Annotated in this window: 16 protein-coding genes; 7 read left to right on the top strand and 9 right to left on the bottom strand. The window is 54.1% G+C overall.

Annotated features, from left to right (window positions below; genetic code table 11):
* Nucleotides 1–714: 714 nt before the first annotated feature.
* Complete coding sequence (locus ACFQEU_RS00925) at nucleotides 715–3,666, bottom strand: helicase-related protein (RefSeq protein WP_379778305.1); 2,952 nt, start codon at nucleotides 3,664–3,666, stop codon at nucleotides 715–717.
* Nucleotides 3,667–3,710: 44 nt separating this feature from the next.
* On the opposite strand from ACFQEU_RS00925, the gene ACFQEU_RS00920 reads away from it, so the two are divergent.
* Entirely contained in the window at nucleotides 3,711–4,253 is a 543-nt protein-coding gene (locus ACFQEU_RS00920) for a hypothetical protein (protein WP_379778303.1), read from the top strand.
* Here ACFQEU_RS00920 and ACFQEU_RS00915 read toward each other — a convergent pair.
* The 3 genes from ACFQEU_RS00915 to ACFQEU_RS00905 form a co-directional block, all read right to left on the bottom strand.
* On the bottom strand, nucleotides 4,239–8,330 hold the full coding sequence (locus ACFQEU_RS00915; RefSeq protein WP_379778301.1) for an Eco57I restriction-modification methylase domain-containing protein: 4,092 nt from the start codon (nucleotides 8,328–8,330) through the stop codon (nucleotides 4,239–4,241). The genes ACFQEU_RS00920 and ACFQEU_RS00915 overlap by 15 nt on opposite strands.
* Nucleotides 8,331–8,333: 3 nt before the next feature.
* The gene (locus ACFQEU_RS00910; protein WP_379778299.1) at nucleotides 8,334–8,525 is read right to left on the bottom strand and encodes a hypothetical protein; all 192 of its coding nucleotides are present in this window, start codon (nucleotides 8,523–8,525) and stop codon (nucleotides 8,334–8,336) included.
* Between the two features lie 74 nt (nucleotides 8,526–8,599).
* Complete coding sequence (locus ACFQEU_RS00905; protein WP_379778297.1) at nucleotides 8,600–9,985, bottom strand: AlbA family DNA-binding domain-containing protein; 1,386 nt, start codon at nucleotides 9,983–9,985, stop codon at nucleotides 8,600–8,602.
* Nucleotides 9,986–10,638: 653 nt separating this feature from the next.
* On the opposite strand from ACFQEU_RS00905, the gene ACFQEU_RS00900 reads away from it, so the two are divergent.
* The 3 genes from ACFQEU_RS00900 (at nucleotide 10,639) to ACFQEU_RS00890 (ending at nucleotide 14,706) form a co-directional block, all read left to right on the top strand.
* Nucleotides 10,639–11,739 (top strand): restriction endonuclease, encoded by a 1,101-nt coding sequence (locus ACFQEU_RS00900; protein ID WP_379778295.1) that lies wholly within the window; start codon nucleotides 10,639–10,641, stop codon nucleotides 11,737–11,739.
* Between the two features lie 35 nt (nucleotides 11,740–11,774).
* Entirely contained in the window at nucleotides 11,775–11,963 is a 189-nt protein-coding gene (locus tag ACFQEU_RS00895; protein WP_379778293.1) for a hypothetical protein, read from the top strand.
* 1,417 nt (nucleotides 11,964–13,380) lie between these two features.
* The gene (locus tag ACFQEU_RS00890; RefSeq protein WP_209486343.1) at nucleotides 13,381–14,706 is read left to right on the top strand and encodes a Cdc6/Cdc18 family protein; all 1,326 of its coding nucleotides are present in this window, start codon (nucleotides 13,381–13,383) and stop codon (nucleotides 14,704–14,706) included.
* Nucleotides 14,707–15,184: 478 nt separating this feature from the next.
* Here ACFQEU_RS00890 and ACFQEU_RS00885 read toward each other — a convergent pair whose 3' ends face one another.
* The gene (locus ACFQEU_RS00885; protein ID WP_209486342.1) at nucleotides 15,185–17,161 is read right to left on the bottom strand and encodes an SWIM zinc finger family protein; all 1,977 of its coding nucleotides are present in this window, start codon (nucleotides 17,159–17,161) and stop codon (nucleotides 15,185–15,187) included.
* Nucleotides 17,162–17,293: 132 nt separating this feature from the next.
* Between ACFQEU_RS00885 and ACFQEU_RS00880 the strand changes: the two genes are divergently transcribed.
* Nucleotides 17,294–18,706: a DEAD/DEAH box helicase gene (locus ACFQEU_RS00880; RefSeq protein ID WP_379778291.1), complete on the top strand. Its 1,413-nt coding sequence runs from the start codon at nucleotides 17,294–17,296 to the stop codon at nucleotides 18,704–18,706.
* Nucleotides 18,693–20,042, top strand: coding sequence for a DUF790 family protein (locus ACFQEU_RS00875; protein WP_007997472.1), 1,350 nt, complete (start codon nucleotides 18,693–18,695; stop codon nucleotides 20,040–20,042). Before ACFQEU_RS00880 ends, ACFQEU_RS00875 begins: the two co-directional genes overlap by 14 nt.
* 6 nt (nucleotides 20,043–20,048) lie before the next feature.
* On the opposite strand, the gene ACFQEU_RS00870 is transcribed toward ACFQEU_RS00875, so the two are convergent.
* From ACFQEU_RS00870 to ACFQEU_RS00855, 4 genes are read right to left on the bottom strand one after another with little or no spacing between them, the layout of a single operon-like run.
* Nucleotides 20,049–20,417 (bottom strand): calcium-binding protein, encoded by a 369-nt coding sequence (locus ACFQEU_RS00870; RefSeq protein ID WP_007997470.1) that lies wholly within the window; start codon nucleotides 20,415–20,417, stop codon nucleotides 20,049–20,051.
* On the bottom strand, nucleotides 20,414–21,193 hold the full coding sequence (locus ACFQEU_RS00865; RefSeq protein WP_379778288.1) for a hypothetical protein: 780 nt from the start codon (nucleotides 21,191–21,193) through the stop codon (nucleotides 20,414–20,416). Before ACFQEU_RS00865 ends, ACFQEU_RS00870 begins: the two co-directional genes overlap by 4 nt.
* Before the next feature lie 6 nt (nucleotides 21,194–21,199).
* On the bottom strand, nucleotides 21,200–21,832 hold the full coding sequence (locus ACFQEU_RS00860) for a DUF7986 domain-containing protein (RefSeq protein WP_379778286.1): 633 nt from the start codon (nucleotides 21,830–21,832) through the stop codon (nucleotides 21,200–21,202).
* Between the two features lie 58 nt (nucleotides 21,833–21,890).
* Nucleotides 21,891–22,691 carry an SWIM zinc finger family protein gene (locus ACFQEU_RS00855; protein WP_379778284.1) on the bottom strand — a complete coding sequence of 267 codons (801 nt, stop codon included), beginning with the start codon at nucleotides 22,689–22,691 and terminating at the stop codon, nucleotides 21,891–21,893.
* Nucleotides 22,692–23,090: 399 nt separating this feature from the next.
* Between ACFQEU_RS00855 and ACFQEU_RS00850 the strand changes: the two genes are divergently transcribed.
* Nucleotides 23,091–24,188 carry a tetratricopeptide repeat protein gene (locus ACFQEU_RS00850; protein WP_379778282.1) on the top strand — a complete coding sequence of 366 codons (1,098 nt, stop codon included), beginning with the start codon at nucleotides 23,091–23,093 and terminating at the stop codon, nucleotides 24,186–24,188.
* Nucleotides 24,189–24,385: the final 197 nt, after the last annotated feature.

Genomic DNA, 24,385 nt, shown 5'->3' with positions numbered 1-24,385 from the left:
TTCGAGACAACGATGATCGCGGTATCGATGACTTGATGACCGAGATCGACCACCTCTTCGTTCACTCAACCGCTGACGCTAACGTGCAAAGCTGAGCAACGAACAGATCACCCGACTGCGGATGGCCATTCTTCCGAATCCACGCTCGGTATTCGGGTTCTGCGTCGCTCCCCACGTTCCGATAGAAATCGTTCGCAGCAATCGGATGGGTTTCCAAATAATCGTCAGAACGAAACTCCGTATTGAGACACACCCCAAAGCTCCACGAACACTTCTCAATGATTATATTCCTGCCCACAGCATTCTCGGTCACCTGACCGACGTTCACCTCCCTGTCTCCAAACTTAATTAGACAGTTACCTGACTTAGCACGCTGGTCAATTTCTGCGGTTATTCTCTCACCGGGATCTAATTCTCTCCAGATATCCATTCCTTCTATTTGACACCATTGTCTTCCGCGCCCGTATAATCTTCAGTCTGATGGTGCTGGTGGAGTATGTCCGATGGCGTTCCCGCTAAATTAGACCATGCTCGCGTGATCAACCCCCTAGGAACCGGGTAAAGGGCCTGAGTAATAACGAGTGGAATGCTGGCTATATTCTCTGTATTCAGCACGGCTCCAAGAACATATCTTCGGCTGGAATTTCAGTAGAGCCAGAGAATCCCGATTTTTTTGACCAATCCGTCACATGGGTTAGTTGTTGGAGTGAATAATTAGAAATCTTGTACTATGAAGGCCGCAGTTACTAATTCTGGCTCTTCCGGCGTGACATGTTTTTCTTCTTCAAGTCGGGCGAGTTCCTCATCTTGTTCGCGTCGGAGTGTCTCAAGCTGCCGTTTCGCATTCCCAATTGGCGCCGACATATCCTCACCTTGTTCATCACGTGTTTGGTACGTCTCAAGTCGATCTTCCCATCGGTTGATCTCTTCCTCGAAGTGCCGCTCTGCATGTTGGCGTTTGATTTTCGTCTCGCGTTCGCGCTCTTCACGGGCCTCCTGAGCGAACGACTCGACTTGGTTCCAAGCCTCCATCTCCGCTTGCTGATGGAGGTCATCAGCCATCGATGTCAGCCGGTCGAGTCCCTCGATAGCATTTGCTTCTGAGGGTGGTAGGGTATCGACTATCTCGGGTGATGACGTGGCGACCGTTCCATCCGTGGTGACGTATAGGCTAACGAGCTTCTCAGTAACCACATCTCCAGCTCCGGAGATGTAGCCGAGTCGGTAGGTGAAACGAATACCGGGCGCAGCATCGTCTTCGGTCGTCTTGAGGGCAATTCTCCCCTCCACACGGTCTGAGTCGAGACAGAAATCGATGAGCGACTGGACGAGCGGGTGGTCAAGCGCGATGAAGTCGACGTCGTCCTGTTCCATCGCGACCTCTCTCGTGAACGTCGCCATGGGATATCGCTGCTTGACCTGGTCGCCGGAGAGTACGTTGGGAACATCCAGCTGATAGACATCGCCACCGGAGCGAGCGGGTCCGGGGCGGACACCCTTGATGTCTCCCTTGAAGACGTCGAAGAACTCGCGGACGAGGATCTCAATGTCGTCTTCGCTTATCTCACCGTGTTGACTCCGCTCGATGACGTCGAGTATCTCCTTGTCCTCGTCCGAAAGGTCGAACCGGTCACGGATGAGGAACTGCTCTTCGACCGTCTCCAGAGCCTCTCTACGTTCTTCTATCGTCGCCTCAATGTTCGCGACGACTTCACCGGTGGGCGTGTCGTTCGCAATGGCGGCCATAATCGTCTCATCGAGGTCGACGTCTTCGAGGACGCGACCCATCACGTCGGAGCGCATCCCAAGGTCGGCCTCGATCTGGTCCGTCTTCTCGAGGAGCAGCGAGAGGATCTCGCTCTCGCGGGTATCCTTGAAGAAGAGGTTGCGGATCTCGACGGTGTGTTCTTGGCCGTACCGGTGGAGACGACCCATCCGCTGGTCGATCCGTATCGGGTTCCACGGGAGATCGTAGTTCACCATGATATGGGCGAACTGGAGGTTGAGTCCCTCCTGTGCCGCGTCGGTTGCGAGCATGATGTTGGCCTCCTCCTCGAACTGCTCCATCTCTCGGCGGCGACGGTCTTGATTGAGGTCGCCGTACACCTGCGCGATGTCGTGTTCGGGAAAAATCTCGTCGCGAAGGTACTCGAGGGTATCCGTGTACTCGGTGAAGATGAGAACCTTCTCATCGGGATCCTCGCGGAGGATCCGGCCGACGAACTGCTTGAGGATTTGAGCCTTCGAGTCAGTCTCGATGGCCTTGGCCTGCCGCCAGAGCTCTTTGACTCGGTCGAGTTCCGCTTGTACCTGGTCGGGATTCTGCGTGATTGTGACGTTTTCTAGGGCCTCCTCGACCCGATTGCGCTCGGCATCGGTCAGGGTCTCTGGTTCGGTGCTGTACTGGGGGATGAGCTCTTGGACGTCGTCGGGGAGCTCCTGTCCGGTCCCTTCGTTCTGAATGGCTCGCATGCGGTTCTCGAGGGACTTCCGGATGGCGTAGATGCTCGACACCAGCCGCTTTTGGTAGATGACCATCGTGAAGCCGGCGGCCTGGTTCTCTTCCTGGCGGGCGAGGTTGTAGTACTCGCGGATGTACTCGGTGACATCGTCGTACAGCTTGCGCTCGGCTGGGGACATCTTGACACCGAGCGCCTCGATGTTCTTCTCGGGGAACATACGGGTCCCGTCCGTCTCGTACATGTCGTCCTTCAGCCGGCGGATCATCAGGTCGTCGAGGGCCTCAGGTTCGATCTGGGACTCGTGGCCGAAGCGGTACGGGTCGAGCAGGCTGATGAGGAAGTAGAATTGGTCGGACTTGCCCTTGTGTGGGGTCCCGGTAAGCAGGAGCAGGGCGTCGGAGTTGTTCGCGACGGCCTCGCCGACGCGGTAGCGCTGGGTGCGTTCCATCGAGTTGTCGCTCGACCGTCTGGCGGTCAGGTGGTGTGCTTCGTCGAATACGGCGACGTCCCATTCGGGTTCGAGGTTGTCGAGCGCGTCGATAGGCGAGACAGCGTCAGAACCCGTCTCGTCTGTGGACTGCTTGGCGAAATCCACGGAGGTGATGATGAAATCCTCCTGTGCCCAGACGTTCTGGTTCGGATGCGACTGGCGTTTCGACCGGACGGTTTCGCGGTCGTAGATGACGAAGTTCTGGTCGAACTTCTCGCGCATTTCTTCCTGCCACTGGACCGTGAGTGGAGCGGGCGCGACGATGAGGACACGGTCGGCGCGACCTCGAGCGATGAGCTCCTCGATGACGATCCCGGCCTCAATGGTCTTTCCGAGCCCGACCTCGTCACCGATAAGATAGCGGTGGTCGTACGAATTGAGGATCTCGTAGGCGGCTTGGACCTGATACGGTTCGATCTCGATGCGGTTGTTCGTCAGTGAAAGGAATCGGTCGTAGCGGTACGCGAGATCGAGGCGGGTTGCACGTTCTCGAAGGTCATGGTGGAGTGGCTCGTCGACGTGCTTGGCCGCGAGACGGTCGACAATGGAGTCAATCTTCTCGATATGGGGTAAGCCGCTCGGAAGCTTACGGAGTTGACCTTCGGTAGTGTAGACGTGGAAGAGTTGACCTCCGTTTGGACGATCCTCCACCTTTGTGATCTCTCCTTGTCCCCCAGCGAATTTGATATGATCGCCGACCTCAAACCTGGTCACTTCTGACTAATTTTATACCATCCGACCGTATTTATCTACCTGTTGTGAACGCAGAATTGGTGAATGTGGTTGCAGGAGGCAATCTGGGAGTTACCGTCGATCTTCACAAACTCTCATCTCAAATTAGCCAATATTCAGTAAATTATGAACCTGAAGTATCTCCTGGTCTTCATTTTGAACTACCCCAAAGCGGTGTAACTGTTATGATATTTGCTAGTGGGAAGTATCATCTTACTGGCGGCGAAGGAATTGATCAAATCCATGAGGCATATGATGAAGTAATAGATATAATTGGAGAGTATGTTAACGAAAATATAAATAAAGAAGATCCCGATATTCGAAATTTGGTTTACCGCGGCGATTTTGAACGCGAATTTGATCTATCAGAACTAGCGACATCTCTCGAGGATGCTGATTACGATCCAAAAAAACAACCTGGACTTAGGTGTCGTCTCAATAACCAATCTGGGTTAATAACTATTTTTCGAACTGGCCGGTTTACTATTGTGGGTGTTAAGAATAAAAAAGAAGGAAATCGGCTACTCCATGAGCTTGAAGCGAAGATTACTGAATTAGTGTCCAATTAGGCCGGATGAATCATATTCTGACTCTACAATCTTTTTTTCTTCGTCAGTCAATTCATACATGTCATATACGACCTGATCGATGATTTCGTCAGCGGTTGTGAGTTCTGACTCCAATTCTCGTGCTTTCTCCCAAATATCTATATACTGACTCAATCCTTGCTCAACATCAGATATTTCAGGAAGTGATAGGCTAGATACACGATCGTACAAGCTATTATTTTTTGTTGCAGTTTCTCTAAAGTTTGCGAAGCCGCCAGCTTCATCGATCGCATACGGAACAAACTGCTCGACAAGCGCCTCCTGCCTCTCGCTTAAGCCGACGAATTCAATAACTGGAATAGGCTCTGTCTCAGTATATCCCCACTGATCGGTCTCATATTCATTTTCGTTCTCGGGTTTATATCGAGCAGTAACTTTCAGAATGAGCTTTCCGTTTTCTCGCTCGATCATCCCAGTACCAACTCGCAGATTTTCATAATCGTCACTTGTAGAACTGATAATAGAATCTGATACTCTTGGAGCAGGTTGGGAGCCCGAGAATTCGGCAAGTTGTACACCGAACGAATAATCTCCGAGGTAGTCTGGGAGATGAGTATTGAGCTGTTTCCTCTCACTGCCCAATGACATCATTTTTGAAGATAATTCTGACAGAACATCTTCAACAGAATCTGTGGGATCAATACTACGGTCTTGGATCCAGTCTAGTGACTTTCTATCAAGATAATCACTTATTGATGAAGAGAGAACATTCGATGAAACTATTGGAAGTGATTTTAGATGAGTTTGTTTGACAGCTCGGTCTTGGTAATTTTGGCGATAGTACCAATCCATCAATTTAGAATTGATTATTGCTAAAGCAGTTCCCACCTCAATCGAGCCAGATTCTGGAATTAATATTACAAGATTTTTCTGGACATAGTATTGATTTGTGTCTAGTACAGCATTTATACGCCTCTTCATACCATATGTTAATAGTTGAACTAGTATTTTCTCATCAACTTCGAAAATCCACTGTTCACGAGGGCGCCCAGCATCAGAATACGATTTCATCAGATCAACATCGTAATTGACCCAACTACCGCCCCAAGTGAGACCATATCGGCTGGTATCGCGTTCAAACAAGAGTTTCTTATGATTTTCATCTCTCTTTTCCTGAACCATGAATTTCTCGTCGTCACCGGTAACCAGCCCAGTTCGGAACTCCATGAGTTCTCCCAATTTTCTCTTCGAATCATCCATTTTATCGACAATTGACTGGCTACTTTCTGAGGTGAACAGATCGAATGACTCTACTGAGAGACGAGTGCTGTTATTTGTTATGTCATGCAAATGTTTGATTTCTTTTGATCCAGAATCGTACTGGTGAATCGAATATTCAGATTGTACTATATCCTCAGATCTTTCACAGATATAGATGAGCGTATTTATTGTCACTTCTGGGAAAACTTCTGCATCGGAAAGATCAACGACGTCTCTTAGATTCGTATTTTCCAGTAGATGCTTCCGTGTCTTCTTAAAGAAGCTGTTAGTCAGGAAGGTATTTGGAATAATGAGCCCTAAGTTCCCTGTTTGACGAATGACTTCAATAGTGGATTCCAAGAAGAATTTATAGGAGTCGTAATCTCCCTCAGAAACACGGTATTGGCGATCCAGATAATCTCTGTATCCTGTAGTTACTGAACGCCCATACGGCGGATTCCCGATGACTGCATCAAACCCTGGATTCGGGGACTGCGATCCAGTCTCTTCATAAAATACTTCAGGAAATTCTATCTTCCAGTGGAAGTATTTCGTATCCTCTGCCCATGCTTGTGCGTCTTGGAACCACTGGATCTGCTCGATTCGCTCCCACTCATCATCGTCTTCCATCGCTGCTGCCATCCTCTCATATGCGTCGCTAGGGAGATTGTTGAGGCCAAACTCTTCAGCGGTGTGGACGTTCGCCATCGCCTCTAGGCGCTGTCTGAGCTTGTTTCGCTCGAACTCGTCATACTTGGACTCCATTTCCTTGACGTCCGCGAGTTCTTGGTTCTCGATGGCGATGAAGTCCTGGTAAATCCGCATCAGCTGCTCAATCGTCCCCTTTCGAGCTACACCGAAATCTGCGAGTGAAGCGTTCTTCTCGTCGCCACCACTCTCTGACTCCAGTTCTTCAATTTCCTCGATGTCGCTCCCGACGAGCGAATTCCCGGTTTTGAGGTGATGGTCGAGGAAAGCAAGTGGTTGCTCCGCGGCAAGCGTTCGTAGCCATAGAGAGACCTTAGCCAACTCAACGGCTAGGGGATTCAGGTCAACTCCGTAGATACAGCGCTGGGCGACTTGCCGACGTGCCCAGTTGATATCATGTTTTTTGTCGACAGTTTCGATACCCTGCTGTGCGGCCTGCTTTTCTTGAGCGTCGATAATCTCGCGAGCCAAGTAGTCAATAGTACTCGTGAGGAAATGTCCACTCCCCATCGCCGGGTCGAGAATCTTCAAATTGAAGATACGCTCAGCAAACTCTGCAGCGAATCCACGATCATCTCCCCGAGCACTCCGACCGGCGAGATCCGCTCGTATGTCGTCGATTAGCGGTTTGAGCGTGTTCTCGACGATGTACTCGACAACGTACTCGGGCGTGTAGTACGATCCAGTAGCCTTCCGCTCACCGCTACCAGTCGTCAGGTATACCTCACCATCCTGTACAACTACATCATCGCCCTCATCGACACTCACGTACTCACCGCTGTCTAGTGATAGTGGTTCGTCGGCGACGTTGAGCTGGTACTCTAATAGACCCTCATAGATGCTCCCGAGGTGACGGACATCAAGCGAGGAGTAATCGACGAAGATCTTTCCACCGCCGTTGCTGTTCTGGCTTCGAGTGAGGAGTTCGACGACCTTCGCCAAGTAGGCGTCACCCACATCGTGATTGGCTAGGAACCTCGCCTCAGGGCTGTCGTCCTCGTCCGGATCAGTGCGGAATAGTCCGCCATTGTAGGCCGGAATGTACAGATCCCCCTCCGGAATGCCACGGGATTTGCTCCCTTGGTCGATTAGCATGAAGAGCTCGTCTAGCCGCGTCTGGAGGTTGTTCTGCCAACCACGGTATTTCGGATCCCCACTATCGAGTTCTTCACCGATCTCCTGTTTGAGGGAGTTGAGGCTGTAGGACTCCTCATAAATGTCGTTACTTGTGTCCAGCAGCTCACGCCCCTCGGCTTCTGCGTAAAGAACGAAGATGAGTCTGTAGAGGTAGATGAGCGAGGAGTCGTGGATGAGATCGAGATCCTCCTCATCAAGGTCGTTATCCGGGTACTGGAGATATCCCTCCGAGAGAATCTTGATAGCCTCGTAGATGTTGTCCTGTAGGTCCTCACCCAGTTCCTGGGCGAAGACATTCGACTCGCCATAGACATCGTCGAGGAAGCAGTCGCCGCCGGCGTCCTCAAGGAACGCGCTGTGCCGGAAAAAGAGGTAGAAGTATTTGAAGTCCTCAAGATCCCCCTTCTCGAGGACCGTGGGAAGATCGACCTCGTAGTAGGAGTCGAGACGGTGGCTCGTCGGCCCGTAGTAGAGCCGCCACTTCTTCCCGTCCGTCAGCACCGCCCATCGGGCGGGTGTCTCCTGGAGGTAGACGTGGATCTGGTAGCTCGGGTTCTCGAAGTCGCGCTCGTGCTCTCCGCTCCCCCGCGTGTCGAGCGGGCGTCCCCAGCGCTTAGCGTCGGCGACAGCAACCGCGTTCTCGTAGAAGTCTTCACCCCCTTCGCGGCGCTCGAAGGCGTCACGCGCGGCGTCCTCGGTCTCGAAGAAGCCGTAGTCCGGGCGTCGCTGCGTCCGGCTTGTGCTCTCCTCGACCTCGAAGGGAATACCCAGCTTCCGGAACATCGGTCGGATGAACTTCTCTTCCAGCTGGGACTCGTTCCGCTTCGGGGCCGTGCTCTTCTCCCGTTCGTAGAGATCAACGATCTCGTCGTACGCGGCTTCTAGTTCGTCGTCGTCGACCTCGTCCCACTCCTCCGTCTCGGGGAGATGCTCGTCGAGGTAGTAGTTAGAGAACAAGTCACGGTTCGTGCGGTAGGTGAGTGAACTTTGCATCCGTCAGGCAGGGGTTACAATGAGAAATTCGTCCGAATCCTTGCTGTCGATAAGGGCATGCGCTACGGCGCTCGCGTCGGCGACTTCGACGTCAACCGCGTCACCGATCTCGAGACCGAGTTTGTCGAGTTCGGAACCGGAGACGTTGATCCGCCCCGAGTTCCCGGCGTTTCGCCCGACTTGTTTGCGGGTCATCACGTATGACACGGTCGAATACGGGTAGCCGTATAGACTTTTCTTCGACTAACCATTCCAATGATCACTCTCAGCTAAGCCTCGAAGTTCGACCGGATCCTTTCATCCAGGTCATCCCTCATATCATCCTGATATGCCAGATATGTCTCAGCATTCCTCATCCAACCTTTCAAACCAGATGGACTGGCTTCTGGGGATTCGATAATAACCGAGCGAAGCTCAGAACAGACCGTCTCGATTACCTCTATCAGTTCTACAGGATCCATCGTCGACAAGGTCCAATCCGGCGTCTCGAAACTGTTTGCGGCCGTAGTACCTGTCGACCTCAAAGCGTGATCGGGTTCCGACTCCTCTGCACAACGGAGGACGATCGACCCGTGACCTCTGTAGGAATGGTCGTTCATTTTGGTGTAGTCTACGAGTTGCTCTGTCGTATCCTCTGAACCGAGACAGGCCAAGAGCTGGCCCAAGTAGAGCGTGTGGTTGCTCTCCATTGAACGGATGTTCGTGTTCTCGATCGCATGGAGAAGCGGATCCTTTGACTCCATCTTCCACACCCAGAACGAGCCGAGATGTCCGTTGTTCCACGAACTCTGGACAAGGAAGGCCAACTGCTCCTCAGCTAAATCTAATTGGGCTGTGTTGAGGTAGTAGTCGTACAGACTTTCTTCGCTACAGCAGTGTCGGTCTCTACGCCTCCATTTGGTCACGTCCGCGTTCAATTCCCGGGATACGCTGTCAAGTTCGATAGGATCGATCAAAGAAGACTGGATATCTGGTCCGTCCTCGCCGGGACTCACAGGAATCACGTTGTCATCATCTTCCGCATCGACTTCTCGAACCTCGCCCAGATCCCTGAGGTAGTCAATATTCATTCCGACCACCTGCTGGATCCCATCCGTGATGTAGTCACGCTCTTTTTCTAGGTGGAACTGGACGAAATCTTGGTAGTCCTCCCGTCGGGCCGGACGGTTTCTGTCCCCATCTCGAATATAGACGTCTCCCCGCGACAGTTCAGACCCTAACTCCCGGCTGATAGTGACCGGAGGTGAATCGTAGGCTTCGACGACGATAAGGCAGAGGAACGGCTCCGTATCGTCGTACTTGTGAATCTCGACGTCAGGAGTCGGTGTCAGGTAATCTGCCAGCGTGTTCTGAGGCGTGGATGTATCGACTTCCAATAGACTGGAATATCCACTGAGGTCTTCCGTGGTTCCGACTATGTCTCCGGAGTCATCTACACCGATTAGAATGTAACGTTCATCCTCGTTTAGGAAGCGAAGGCTGTAATCTGGCTGTAGAGTGACTGTGTTAGCCATCGCAGCGATATCCTTGACAAAATCCGCTTTCTTTTCGTTTCCACGGTCCTCGTCGATAGGATAGTGACGTTTCAGGTCAACCCAAGTGTGTTCGTCGCCGGTAAGTTCACCGGCCAGCTGTTCGACTTCCTCTCTAAGCATCTCTTATGTAACAAACAAATCTTGATCATCATATAGTCTGTGTAACTCGGGGGGTCTCAACCATGGAAGAGTGCGTAGCTAAAACCAACCACCCAAATAGAAAGAAAGCAGGCTCTGTTGGAATTCTCAAGCGGTGACAGGTTTTAGCGGGGCTGGTGAATACACAGCGCGATTCTCCCGTAATCAAAGCTAGAGAATTGAGAAAAAGTGACGTGTAAGCCGAACAGACCGGTTGTGTTTTATTGTGCGACTCACGGAGGATCTATCCACCCCTTGGTAAGTCGGTCCCAGCAATTAGGATGAAGCACATACTCGTCTGCTGCGTCTTCACCGTCGGTGCGATTGAGTTCAGCGTTGACCCATACCTGATCTGTCTGAGGGCTAAATCCGTTTCCACAGATCGCACAAAAGGGTAATTCCCAATCAGGTGTATCCTCCATAATCAGCCGATTGTGTACCAATTAACTTAATCCTCCGTTAACTGGATTATTATTCGTCAACTCCCTCGCATCCGGGCAGAGAGACTGTAGAGCGTGGTGACCGACTCATCCTCTGTATCTCGCACACCAATCCTATCAGCTCCTTAGGATTTCAACAGAGTCAATGGAGTTGTAGCCAATTATTTGCTTCCCACGGATGATTTCCACTCAAGCATGACCGGAATCGTGATCCTCCCCGCTGGTCGCGACGACGCGTTTGAGGACTACAAACAGTTCATCCGAGATGGGCACCCAATTGAGGATATTGAGTCCTACCTCAATGACGAGGATCTCGAACTGTTTCGGACGACATCTGACGACGATCTCGTCCACGTCTGGGGGACCTCAGTAGATGGGACGTGGCGTAACGTCGAACGCAACGACATCGCGCTCGTCTACCACGATGGCGCCTTCGTCGCGAGAGGCCAGGTACTCCAACTCCGACACGACCCTGACCTTGCGGAGTACCTCTGGAGAGAGAACGTTGAACACGGTCGTTGGAACGAGGAAAGCCCCTGGGAGTACATGACCTTCCTCACCGATATTGAGGAAGTTGACGTCGACATTGAGAAATTCAACGAACTCGTTGGCTACGACGAGACCTACCGCCCGCAGGGATTTACCCGAGTCGCCGACAAGCGCCTCAACCAACTCTCTGGCGAGGAATCCGTCGAGACCGCCATTGCTGACCTGACCGATGCCGGCGAACGTGTTCACCCCGTCGACGATGAAGACGACGGACCAACTCCCGACCTCGCCGACCAGCTCCGGGCGGCCAGCACGGACGAGAACGCCCACGAGGAGTTCGAGAAACTCGTTGCGAAGGCTTTCTCTCGGCTGGGCTGTGCCGCCGACTGGATCGAAGGAGGGGGTGATACCGACGTGGAGATCCGATCCCCCGAACACGTCGTTGTCGAAGTGAAGGCCCGAGGGAACGGGCGAGTCAACTTTCTAGAGGTCACCAACGTGGACAAACACCGGCGCCAGCGTGGGGCTGATCACGCCATCGTGGTCGCCCCAGGCTTTGCTCCGAAGGTGATCGATAACGCCGAAACGACCGAGCTAACGACCATCGCCGTTGACGACATCGTCGAGCTGCTCGATCACCGGGACGAGTATGCCGTCCCACACGAGGAGATATTGGCCCTCTTGACACGCTCAGGAGCCTTCCAGGACGACAGACTCGACCTCCTCAGTACATCCAGGACCGGATCGATGCTGGAGAAACCCTGCTTGCGGTCATCCGAGCTCTCGAGCGTGCCGACGGAGCCGTAGAGACAGCGGAGGACGTCCGGTGGATCGTCGTGGGCATGGAGGACTCGAACGATATCCCAACCACCGAAGAGATTCGATCCGCCCTCCAACTGCTCGCGCATCCCAGCGTAGGGGCCGTTGAGCAGGATGAAGAAGGGTATCGGGTGACGACTAACTACGAGAACGGGATAGAGTTGGTTCGATCTCTTGGAGATATCGTCCAACCACCGGGAAGGGAGGAGTAGATTGGGGCGATCCGGCCTCATCCTGATTACGTCGCCTCTTTCGTAGTCCCCTTGTTCTCTCGTGAATAGCTTCGGAAATGGTGGTGTGCGGATTCCCGCGATCACTCGTCAACAAAAGCTGCGGAAACGGTGGAGAGTTAGACGCGATCTATACCAGTTATTGAGCCCACACACCACTGCTTCAAGTGAAACAACAGACTCCATTAGCGATGGGTCTTTCCAGCAGTTTTCCATGAGAGTGAGCGATCTTAACCAACATACTTCGGGTTTTGCTATCTTTGTTGGTTAATCACAGCATCCTGCTGTCTAACTACCGAACGTCGGATATTACCTCGATCATACACTTGTCGGGTACACGTTTCTCTTGGGCGGCGATCTGGTTTCACACTACAGAGTCGGTGCTGCCAGTCGCTGTGATTGGCAAGAGGAGTGCGGGTCGTAGTGGGTGTGCTGGAAGAGGTTGATCGCCTACGTCCCCACACCGGCACTTCGAGTATTTCAAACTGTACACCAGTAGATCGACGCTGAGATCCAGCCGCTCTCTCACACTATCCGTTCGAGTGTAACCACCGACGCGGTCGCGAACAAAACTGCTCTCAGCGTTTGGTAAGAGTCTGAGCAACCGCTATCGGAGACACACCCACCACTGTTTCACGAATTTAGCGAGAGTATCGGAGAATGAGAGTCATAAACATATCTGGAGAGAGTAGATTCACGAATTCGGTTCCGGGGCAAGAGATACGCTAACTCATATAAATCCGCCTGACACCCACCAGTGTTTCAGGAATTAATTCAGCTGGACGAACACTATTCCCTAGAGTTCGAGTGAGTGCGTTACTCAAAACAGTAAAGTAGTTAACACTCGATTTTGGAGACCTGAGAAACACTACCTCGGAAGAATAGAGACCACACACGTCTCTTAAGAACTCGTCGGAGGAAGTAAACATGACATTCCCGGATGAACAGTTAAATCGAAGTAACGGATGCCGTTGGGACCCCCACCACTGTTTCATCAATTCACCCGAATTAGATATCGGGTCGAATACGAAGACGAGTCCCGCCAGAGTTATTTCTCTTATAAACCCTTCAAATGTAGGTTGTTATACTTGTTGTAACTGCTCTATCTACTCTCTTACTACTACACTTACTACTACTAAAGGAAAAGAATATATAATATAATAAGAGTCGCTGTGTCTTTAATCCGACTAAAATAGAGGTAACAGTGGTTGAGAACCGTGTCTTCGTAGTATAACGTGTGTTTCCGTCAGGATTGATCGTTCCTACTCTTTCGCACGAGAATTGCTGAAACGGTGGTGGGGGTGTGGTCTGTCTATTTCGTTTAGAGCCTCTAGTTGACGACATTCTAGACATTGCTGTAACCGGGGTTTTATTATCTCTTGCTCAGATGATTCCGCATATGACCCAGTTCTCGAATACCTCGCCTATTTTCCAACGAGAAGAGGTCCTTCGTGAGGAATACCATCCCGACAATCTCCCCGAACGAACTGACGAGATGGAAGATCTTCATATGTCACTAGCTCCCGCGGCTCGCGGAGTCGGTGCCAACAACGTGTTCCTCCACGGGAAGGCCGGTCAAGGAAAAACTGCCGCTGCGAAAGCCAAACTCTCCGAACTGCAGGCTCATGCCGAGGAAGAATCCGATCATCTGGACCTCACGACGGCATATGTCTCCTGTGAATCACATGATCTCTCAACGTCATACAAGGCCGCTTCCCGTATCTACCAGGAACTCACCGGCAACAGCCGGCCGACTGGTTACGCAACCGACGTCGTGATGGACATGATGTTCGAGGCGATGAACGAGATCGGTGGCACGATCATCATCGTCCTCGACGAAATCGATACGCTCGGAGACGACGACCGGATTCTCTACAGTCTCCCCCGAGCTCGAGCGCAGGATTACGTTGAGGACCACGTCTTCCCCAGCATCATCGGCATCAGTAACGACCTCCAGTGGCGGGATAATCTCAGTCCGAAAGTGAAGAGTTCGCTCTACGACGATTCCGTCCTATTCTCACCGTATGATGCGACGCAGCTCCAGCAGATCCTCCGCCGGCGCGCAGCGAAGGCGTTCCGCGATACCGAACTGACTCCGATCAACGAAGTCGACGCCGATGGAGTTTCGGAGGGAACTGTCGTCGAAATCGACCAATCCGGGCAGGAGTATCTGTTTCGGAGTGGTGTACTGACGGATGATGTGATCCCACTCGTCGCTGCACTTTCGGCACAAGATACGGGCGACGCTCGCCAAGCAATCAAATATCTCCGCAAAGCCGGCGAATTGGCGGATAAACACGGTGACAACCAAGTTAGTGCAGAGCACGCTCGTGAAGCTCAGGCGCTCGTTGAACGAGAAGCCGTCGTCGAGGCTATGCGTGAAATGACGACACAAGCTCATCTTGCCCTTGCCGCGCTCACTGCCCTGGAAATTTCCGGGGATGCTCCTGTCCGAGCTCAACCGATCTACGGCGTGTACAAGAGTGTCGCCTCACGAATTGATGCCGACAAACTCGGTCAGCGACGCTTCAAAGACCATCTCCGTGAACTCGACATGCAAGGTATCGCCGAAGGCGAAAAGGTGACCGCGGGTTCGATCGGTGGTCCTGCTTGGGAGTACCAGCTCCAGGTCGATACCGAGATCGCTGTCGAAGTTCTCAAGGATACGGCTCGGTTCGCAGATATCGATTTCGAACATATCAGTGCTGATCGACCGAACGCGTAGTCTTGTTGTTGGGGTGATTTTCGACTCCGTGTTCATCTCTCTACAACACCCCCCACCGTTTCAGCAATTTCAGGATACCCAGCGACCTCCTCTGCTCTTCTGAGGACACCCCACCATTTCGTGAATTCTTCCTGATAACACGTGTGGCGTGGGACTGTCTGCCTCGCGTGAAATCTCCGAAAGTGCTGAGCGTATTTCCATCTCAATCGTGCGGTGAGGAAGTCCTGCCCGGACTTGCATTCGACCGCGAACTGTGGCTGATGGGTGTTTACCATTATGTGTATAATCGGCCGGGATGGCGTAGTCTCCGGTCGAGAGTGTCACGTCCCGCGTCTCGACCGAGAGGGTATCGTCCACGGGCGCTGTTCGCGCGTATCCCGAAAGATCGTTGTTGGAATCCTGTCTCTCTGATTTTGACTATCGATCAGGGCTGGGCTCAGTATCACGGGTGAACGTTCAGCGAACAGCACGGAATTGCTCAAAACCCGGCCTTCTTCAGTTCGTCGAGAAACGCTGGCCGGTTCGAGTGCTTGTCTTTCAGGAAACCGACGAACTCCTCGAACCGCGCTTTGGGGACCAACCCCTGCATCTCCTCTAAGTGGTCGGCGATGTCTCGGTAGTGTCGTCGACCGGTGTCGCCGGCGGCAAACGGGACGAGCAGTTCCCGGTAGAGCTCGAAATACTCGGCCGGCGCAGTGGTCGCGACTGGATCACGGTACTGGCGAACTGACGAGAGGTCTGCGTTCTCTTTCAGTTCGACGAACGCCTTTTCGAGGTCGTCGTCGTGGACGTACAGTGCGACGAGGTCCTTCCTATCGTCCCGTTCGAAATGCCGTTCGAATTCCTCGTAGATCGACTGCCACTCCTGATCGTCACAGACCGAGTTCAGGTCATCGTACGCTGCCCACTCCATATGATCGAGAAACAACTGTTTCAGCGTGGTACGGTACTCGTCCATATCCCGGTCCTCGTAGAGGTCGGCAGCGAGCCAGCGAAGGTTACGAGGCGATCGGAACGTATGGATACCACCTTCGACGACTTCGATCGCACGGTCTTCGTTGCCCTCGTCGATCAGTCGTCGGGCGTACTCTTTGCAGAATCGTTTGCTCTCAAGGTGGATTTCCTCGTAGAGTTGCGAGAGGGCGTCTTCGTCGCCGAGTTCTTCGAGGATGTAAACGTAGGTCGAAAATATCCGACGCTTCTGGAGTGACGACGACATCTTCGTGTCGGTCGTTCCTGATTCGGTCGGTTCAACGCTAGCGGTGTGTCTCTCGACGGTCGTCGGTTCATCGATGCGTAACTTCTCGAACGCGTCACCGACGAAGTACTCGAGTTCCAGTGTCCCGACGGCCAAGTGTTCGACATCTATTGCTCCACCGGTGAACTCGTCGGTACTGAGCGGTCCGTCAGTAAAATCGGATACGTAGAGAACGTCGTCCGTCCGCTCGGGATTGTCTGTGAAATCGTCGTCTCTCGCTGATCCGTCGGATGTATCGACGCTGTCTTCAGTTTCATCTCGTCGGTCGTCCGCTTTCGAGAGTGACTTTCCCGACAGTACTGCGTCGAGCGTGACACCGGACACGTGTGCATCGAGTTGCTCCAGCCAGTATTCGAGATCGTCGTCCGTCGTGCAGAGCGTTCGGAGTGCGTCGTCGTAGTAGTCGCTGGCGAACCCGTGGTCTGCCCCGATGAACTCCGCACAGATATACTGGATATACGGCTGCTTTCGCTCGTGGTCGAACTCCTGTTCCGCGAGCGTCTCTGTATATGACTCGATAGCGCGTTCCAACTCGCGGCCGTAGTACCCGCTGCTGTCGTCGACCCGGTCCAGATTCTCCCGTATTGCCTCGGCAATCGCTCGGTAGACATCTGTCGCCGTATCGACGTGGCCTCGCTCTCTATGTGTCTCCGCGAGGTCGGTGTATTGCGAGAAGTCGATGTGCGTGTCGTGTTCGACCATTCCCCGGCGGCTGACAGCGTCGTCGAACAGACGATCGATCTCCTGTTTGTAGTCGTAGACAGTCTTGTCCGGGTCTTCGCCGACGAACGCGACGAATCGATCGCGGATATCTTGATCCTCCCCAACGATGTCACGCAGAAACGCTCGGAGGTCCTCGACGGTCGTCTGTTCGATCAGCGATTCGACATCGACCGTCTCGTCCCATTCGGGATCGCTCACCGTCTCGGTGTCTCGGTCGTCTACGGTGAGCAAGACCGCGACGACGTGTTTGCAGTCGCCCGCGTAGTTGTACGGACAACTGCAACGAGACCGGACCGCATCGTCCACGAGATCGATAGTGACATCGTAGTAGTTGGATCCCCGAACAGTTGCTCTGATCTCGTCGCCATCGATATCCAGCTCCTGCACCCGATCTTGGTGGTGATAATTGACACCGCGCTCGAAGGACTGTTCGGTACAGAGCGATCGTATTTCATCCCGAGTCGGGTAGTCCATGTTTTGTGTCTGTATACTATGGTACGTCCCCAAAACGTGACGCTGTGCTATCACTGACGTGCGTTGGTGCTTTGTCACTCAGCTAGCGCCCGACAGATTGAATCGTCCGACGGTCGTGCGTTCACGTACCGAATGCGGATCGAATTCGACGAGGGAACGCTCTTGCTCTACGATGCGCCTGAGGAGGTTCCACACGCAGAGTGGGACGACCGCGTCGATACGTATCGCGCCCAGGCGCATCGGTACCGGGCACTCCTCGAGTGGGCCGGACAGTGGAACGATGGCGATGGACAGGCTACCATCAATAGTGGATTCAGTCACGATGTCGAAGACGCTGCCAGAGCGTACCCGGACCTCGCACTGACACCTGCACTCCAGATCGAACCGCGTGAGTATCAGCAGGCCGCACTCGACTCGTGGCGTACACACGACCGGAAGGGGACGGTCGTCCTCCCGACCGGCAGCGGGAAGACGTTCCTCGGATTGCAGGCCATCGCCGACGCCGGTGTCAGCGCACTCGTCGTTACCCCGACCATCGATCTGATGAACCAGTGGCACGCCACGCTCACCAACGCGTTCGGTGAGCAACTCACCGATGAGGTCGGCGTCCTCGGTGGAGGGAGTCACGATATCGGCGCGCTCACAGTCACTACCTACGACAGCGCCTATCGCTATATCGACGAGTACGGCGACCGGTTCGGCTTGCTCATCACCGACGAAACCCACCATTTGGCGGCCGAGACGTACCTCCAGATTCCCGAAATGACGCTTGCACCCTATCGCCTCGGGTTGACTGCGACCTACGAACGCGCCGACGGACGAGAGACGCTACTCGAAGACCGTATGGGGCCGGTCGTCTACGAGGAAGATGTCGACGCCCTCGCCGGTGAGTTCCTCAGCGAGTACGAAACCATCCAGATGTCTGTCGACCTCACACCTGAGGACCGGACTGAATACGACGATGAGTACCAGATCTACCGAGATTATGTCGACAGTCACGACTTCGATCTCTGGAAAGAACAGGGGTACGCCGAGTTTCTTAAACGCACGTCCTACGACCCACAGGGACGACGCGCGCTCGTCGCAAAGCAGCGGGCAGAGCGTATCGCGCGGACAGCGACAAAGAAACTCGATACACTCGATAATCTTCTCAAACGCCACCATGACGACCGCGTCATCATCTTCACTGCGAACAACGACTTCGCCTATGATATCTCCCAAGAGTTCATCCTCCCGTGTATCACACACCAGACCGGCACCGACGAACGCACCGAGATTCTCGAACGATTCCGGAGCGGCGAGTACTCGATGCTGGCCACCTCACAGGTGCTCGACGAGGGGATCGACGTGCCAGCGGCCAACGTGGGCATCATCCTTTCCGGGAGCGCATCGAAACGACAGTACGCCCAACGACTCGGCCGCATCCTCCGCCCGACCGACGACCGCCAGCCAGCACGGCTCTACGAGATTATCGCGACCAATACGATGGAGACGTACGTCTCACAGCGACGACGTGAGGGAGTGAGTAGTAGTGCTGACAGCTGACCTCGCCCGGTCGCGAACACGCGATGGCGAAGTCCGCCCGCTGTTTATCGATATCTCCGACGAGCGGTATCGAGAGACAGCAGCCACGTTGATCGCGCTGTTTGAGGACCATCTCGGTGAACCAAAAGGCGAACTCGACGATGCGATCGACGAACTGACCGTGGCCGATACCGACTACAAGATCGTCCAGGGGTTGGCGAAACTCCTCAGAGACGAGTGTGAGTTCGAGCAACAGGCGGCTGCCAATCCGCGTGAGATCCGGAAGCGACTGTTCGAGCGAGCCAACGATCGCTACCCGATCGTTCGCCAGCCAACGCTCGGCGAAGACACACAGAAGCTGGAGATCTACAGTACGGTCGCCGACGAGTTTGGAATCTCACTCGAGGAGTGTTACCGGGGTATGTACGCGGATCTGGAGGACAACAAGCGGCTGGTTCGGTTCGGCGACCAGTCGATAGTCGAAGACGCCGACGAGAGCGAGAGTACAGCGACCACGAAACTAACGGGGAATAGCAAGCAGACGTACGACCAGCACGAGCAGACAGTCGATTGGCTGCTAGCTCGCTACAATCTGGCACTGGCACAGGCCGTGCTCTACGACGCCCCAAAGATGTACATCCGGGTGTGGGACAACTTCGGAACGGTGTTCAGCTATATGAAGCTGTTCGGGTTGATGCACCGGATCTATCCCATCGACCAGGACGGGACCCGCGTCGCGAGCACTGATCTGGCAGCGGGCTACGAGGTGGAACTCGACGGGCCAGTCTCGCTGTTTCGCAAATCACAGAAGTACGGCATCCGGATGGCGAACTTCCTGCCCGCGCTCCCTCTGTGCGACCGCTGGGAGATGCGCGCAGAGATTCTCGACGAGGGGTCGGCCGGTGACACCAAACAGTTCACACTCGATCACACTGATGGTCTCGTCTCTCATTACAGCACCGGTCAGCGGTTCGACAGCGACGTCGAGCGAACGCTTACACGGAAGTGGGAACGGGCGACTACCGAATGGGACCTCCAGCGCGAAGACGATGTCTTCGACCTCGGTTCCGAAGTGATGATCCCCGATTTCGCCATCGAACATCCCGATGGGCGGCGAGCAATCATGGAGATCATCGGATTCTGGACGCCGGAGTATCTGACATCCAAACTGGCGAAGATTCGGCAGATTGAGGCCGATAACTTCGTGTTAGCCGTCTCGGAGCGACTAGACTGTTCCGACGAGGACTTCGGAGACTCCGCGGATCGCGTGCTATGGTTCAAAACCGGAATGCACGTCTACGACGTGGTCGAACTGGCCGAGGAGTACGCCTCGCCCGTCGAAACAGGGCGCGACTGATCGCACTCAGCCCAATCGGTCGCCGTCGCCGTTCCAGTAGTGCCAGTCGTCGACTGCGTCCCGAGTGTCCTGATCGACGTCGAGCACTTCGAGTTGTGATAACGGGACACCGAACTCTCTGTCCATCCACTCAACGAGGACGAACATCTCACGACTACTGACGACTTCGTCCGTCATCCCAACGACAGGCACTTTTTCGACCTCGCGTAGCGGTGAGATCCCTCTCTCTTCGACACACCGCGCCTGGAAGGGGAACGTCATCTCGCATTCGAGGTAGTAGCACCAGCTAATCGCCCGCTCACTCGCGGTGTAGGCGTCGGTCAGTATCTCCCTCCGAATGCGTTTGTTCCGCTCTTTGTTTGTCTCCTGTGTCACGGTCGCTTCTCCGTGACGATCGCAGCCGTACCGGTCGACGTGATCGCGTTGTCGCCGTCGAGCACCTCGTCAAGTCTGTCTGGTTCGTAGACCTCCTTGACGATGCAGTAGTAGTGCGAGGGCGTCCCGAAGTCATAGACCAGACTGAGTCTGTCGCCCTCACCGAGTCGGGCCCGTTCGGCGACGTCCGTAATCGTCATTTCGCTCGCTCTCGTATACGTCCGGTCACCCGCTTCCTCGTACTGGTGGTTGGGAAGCACTCTGAGGCTGGAGTCTAAGTACTCGCCTTCGAGCCCGTACATCCGGAGGTGGAAGTCATCGAGCGTGGTGAACCGACACACGAGTCTGTCCAGGTCTGCCATCGTCGTCTCGGGTCTGACGACGATATCGTACCACTCGTCTCGCGCTCGACCCTTCTGCTTCCACCGGAGCCGATACCCGACGGATCCGATCTTCTCGGAGACGTTGTTGTCAGCCCGCTCCTGTTCGTCCGCCAGTGCGCCGCGTGTATTCGACCAGCAATACGAGCAGATTTCGTCCGGTGCGTCGCCCTCGAAGTCCGTTTTATTGATATCGTGGTGGGAGGCAAACTCCGCAAATGGGACTCGTTTGTCTCCTGGATGGCGGTTCCCTCGACTACACATCTTCTCGCCGGGACCACTGACTCCGAGTGAGAAGCGAGAGTCCGTTCCGTCTTGGCCGGCGTCCATATCGATGATATGCGCGACCGTTCCGATTCCGATCTCGATGACGAATCGGTCTGCTGGCTCGCTCATTGTTGATCACCGGTACTGAATGTGGATGCCGTGGTCACGATACAAGTCGTGGAACGTGACGAACCGCTGCCGGGAAACCGATTTCGACGCGTCAGGATCTATCTTGCGGCCGTGCTCGTCCAGCAGTTGGCCCTTCTCCTCGCCGGGGAACGGAAACGAGACACCCGAGGTCGTTGTGAACTCGTCGTAGCGAACGGGTCTGAAAAACAGCACGACCCCCGGCTCTGCGGTTCGGCTGAGGTTGACGTCCAAAAGCGTGAGTTCTTCGCGGTCGTTCAACAAGTCGGTTACCGTCAAACGGGGCTCTGACTCCCTGATGGATTCGACCTCGAACAGGGAGAGGTCAGCGTCGACTGTGGCTTCGAGAATGTCCCGTTCGGTTTTACTCTCCCAGCGCTCCGCTTCGAGGTAGCGTTCCGCCGTGGTGGTCTTGTCCCGGCGGTATTCGTACAGTGCGAACTCGAAGTGAGCCACCATCTGGGACTCGAACTCGTAGGCCAGGTTCAGTCCGTCAAATCCGATGTCCAGTTCCGATGCGGATTCGACGATCAGCTCGCGGTCGGAGTACGCCTCCATGATGTCGCTGTTCAATTGCGTCCCGACTTCCCGATAGGTCTTGTACTGGTCGATGTCAGTCATTACGAGACGGTATATCAGGGCGATATCAATATTTTCCGATGCCGAGAGTTCGACGCCATCACTGTTCGTATCGTTCCTCCAGATCGTCGAGTGCACGCCAGAACTGCTCGTCGTTGATCGGTGGCTCTGTCGTCGCTCGCCTCTCCAGCACGCCAGCGTACGTGTCGAACTCTTCGGGAGTCGGATCGGTCGCGAGGACGCAGTCGGCGTATCCGTCGAGTGCGGTCTGGATGGTTTTCGCGTAGTGGTTGTAGGCCCCGTCGATCCAGTTCGATTTCTCATCGACTTCCTCGAATATGGCCTGATACACCGTCGCAGCGGCCAGATTCCGGTCCCGATCGCGGTACTGCTCGGCGATATCGAAAAACCGGGAGAAATCGATTGCCTCGAACACGACCGGGTCAGCATGTTGTTCGAACAGTTGTGCTATCTCCTCGCGATACTCCTCAACTGACTTGTGATCGTCGCCGAACAGTGCGAGAAACCGCTCGCGAAACTCTGCGTGTTCGGCGAGTACGTCACGGACGAACCCACGCAAGTCGTCGGCCGACACGTCGTCGAGAACTTCCTCGACGCCTTTGCTCTCGTCTTCCGGCGGACCAGCAGCGATATCCAGCAACACGGCGACAACGTGTTTGCAGTCGCCGCTCCCGTCGTACGGACAGGTGCACTTCGTATCGAGACTGCGCCCACCGAACTTTATCGTCACGTCGTACAGTTTCGACCCGCTGACAGCCGCGGTAACGAGGTTTTCGAACCGGTCAAGCTGTTGGATACGTCCCTCCTTGCGGTACGTTTCACCCCGATCGAACACGGCGTCCGTGCTCCGATTTCGGATGGTTTCCTCGTCGACCCTCATGTTCCATCGTTCGCAGACGAGTCTAATCTAATTTCGGCTAGGTGAACAGCACATCAGCCAAACGTGTATCTCACTCTCGGTGACCCTTTAGGGCCGACTTTGCTCAATAGAGGTGCGATATAACATAACCGAAAGCGAATATCGTTGAGAATGCGGCGCACAAGATCGTCTACCCCCAAGACTAGCGCCGGCGTCCTCCTTCGAGATACACGACGAATTCTGTGTTGCGATCTTGTACTATGTTCCTTGGCTTACCAAGCGATTAGCGCGAAAGTGTTCGAATCACTTGGTAAGGTCGGCCCTTTGATGGAGCCGACAGCTCAAGTTATCTGGTTGTTCGTCACGAATATCCTGTTGAGACCTGGTACTTTTTCCACCCGTATGTATAGCTCTCGATTAATGAGCGACTGTCACTACTGCGAACAAACCTTCGAGAAAGAGGCTGCGCTCCGTGAACATCTCTATGAGGCCCACGAACGTGACGAACTGAGCCGGATTGACCGGAAACGTGTCGAGCAATACGGTGAGGAACACGGCGTAGATGAGAGTGGCAACGACACAGACGCGGATGCCAGCCAACCCATCCAACGTGAGCAACAAACAGACGATACATCAAACGGTATCTATCCTGCTGATGCGTGGGAACTCAGCGACGTCAAAGCCCTCTCTACGGACGAGATCACCGTGAAACTCGCAGACCACGGTATCGAAACGAACGAGACTGCGTTTCAGAAGCGGGTGGAAAACCACAATTCGGCGACTGCGCTCTCTGAGCAGTGGGAAGCCGAATACGAGGTTGATGCCACAGGCTACGATCAAGACTTTATTTGGATGGCGGCACAGGTACTCTGGAAGCGCTGGATACCGGATATCCCAAACACAGAACGGATCTACGACTTCATAGAGGAGGGACGCGACCTCCGAGAGAAGGGAAACGATGTTGAGGCCTGTGACCGATGGCTTACTGCTTGGGAGTACACAGTCGCTGTAACGCCAGACGATCTCACAACTATCGAAGCAGCAGATCAACGCCTCCCGGCATTTCTCTCTCTTGAGGCCTTCATTCGCTCGCTTGATAGCGATCTTGCCAGCGTGGCTGAGGATAATTCGGCGTATCATGAGAAACGCCTCGAATTCTGTCAGGAGGTCTGCGAGCAGTTCCCGGACGCTGATGACGAGTTCCTGCTTGACTTTCACCACTTTGTCGCCGATTCATTCGTGGAACTGGATAGAATAGCCGACAGCAGGGCCGAGCTCGAAGCACTCATCGAAGCGTACCCGGAGGATCCCTATGCGTACAAGAAACTCGCAGATAGCTACTGGCTTGATGACACGGCACAGCTAACGACTGAAGAGCTAGAACTGACTGTAGAATTATACCGAACGGCGCTTGAAGTTGATACTCCTCTCGAAGGAGCGCCGATGGTGACTGAACGCCTCAAGGAAGTCGAGAGCCGACTCGCTGACTGGGGCGCAGTCGATAAGCAGGAGGACTGAAGCGTCATGAAACTCACATACTACGCCGATATTCCAAACTCCCACGATCATGAGCAGATCGTCGATCTCCTATACACCATTTCAGAAAAGTACGTTGTGAGAGATCATAGTGGCGGGCTGCCCACTCCGTACTTATCGTCGGCTGTGACACTAGGCTCGAGAGATCTTAACCAACAGACTGGCGCTTCTGCCGCTAT

This window comes from Halorubrum tibetense, from assembly GCF_042661865.1.
Classification (GTDB): domain Archaea; phylum Halobacteriota; class Halobacteria; order Halobacteriales; family Haloferacaceae; genus Halorubrum; species Halorubrum tibetense.
This window is presented reverse-complemented; position numbering and strand designations above follow the sequence as displayed.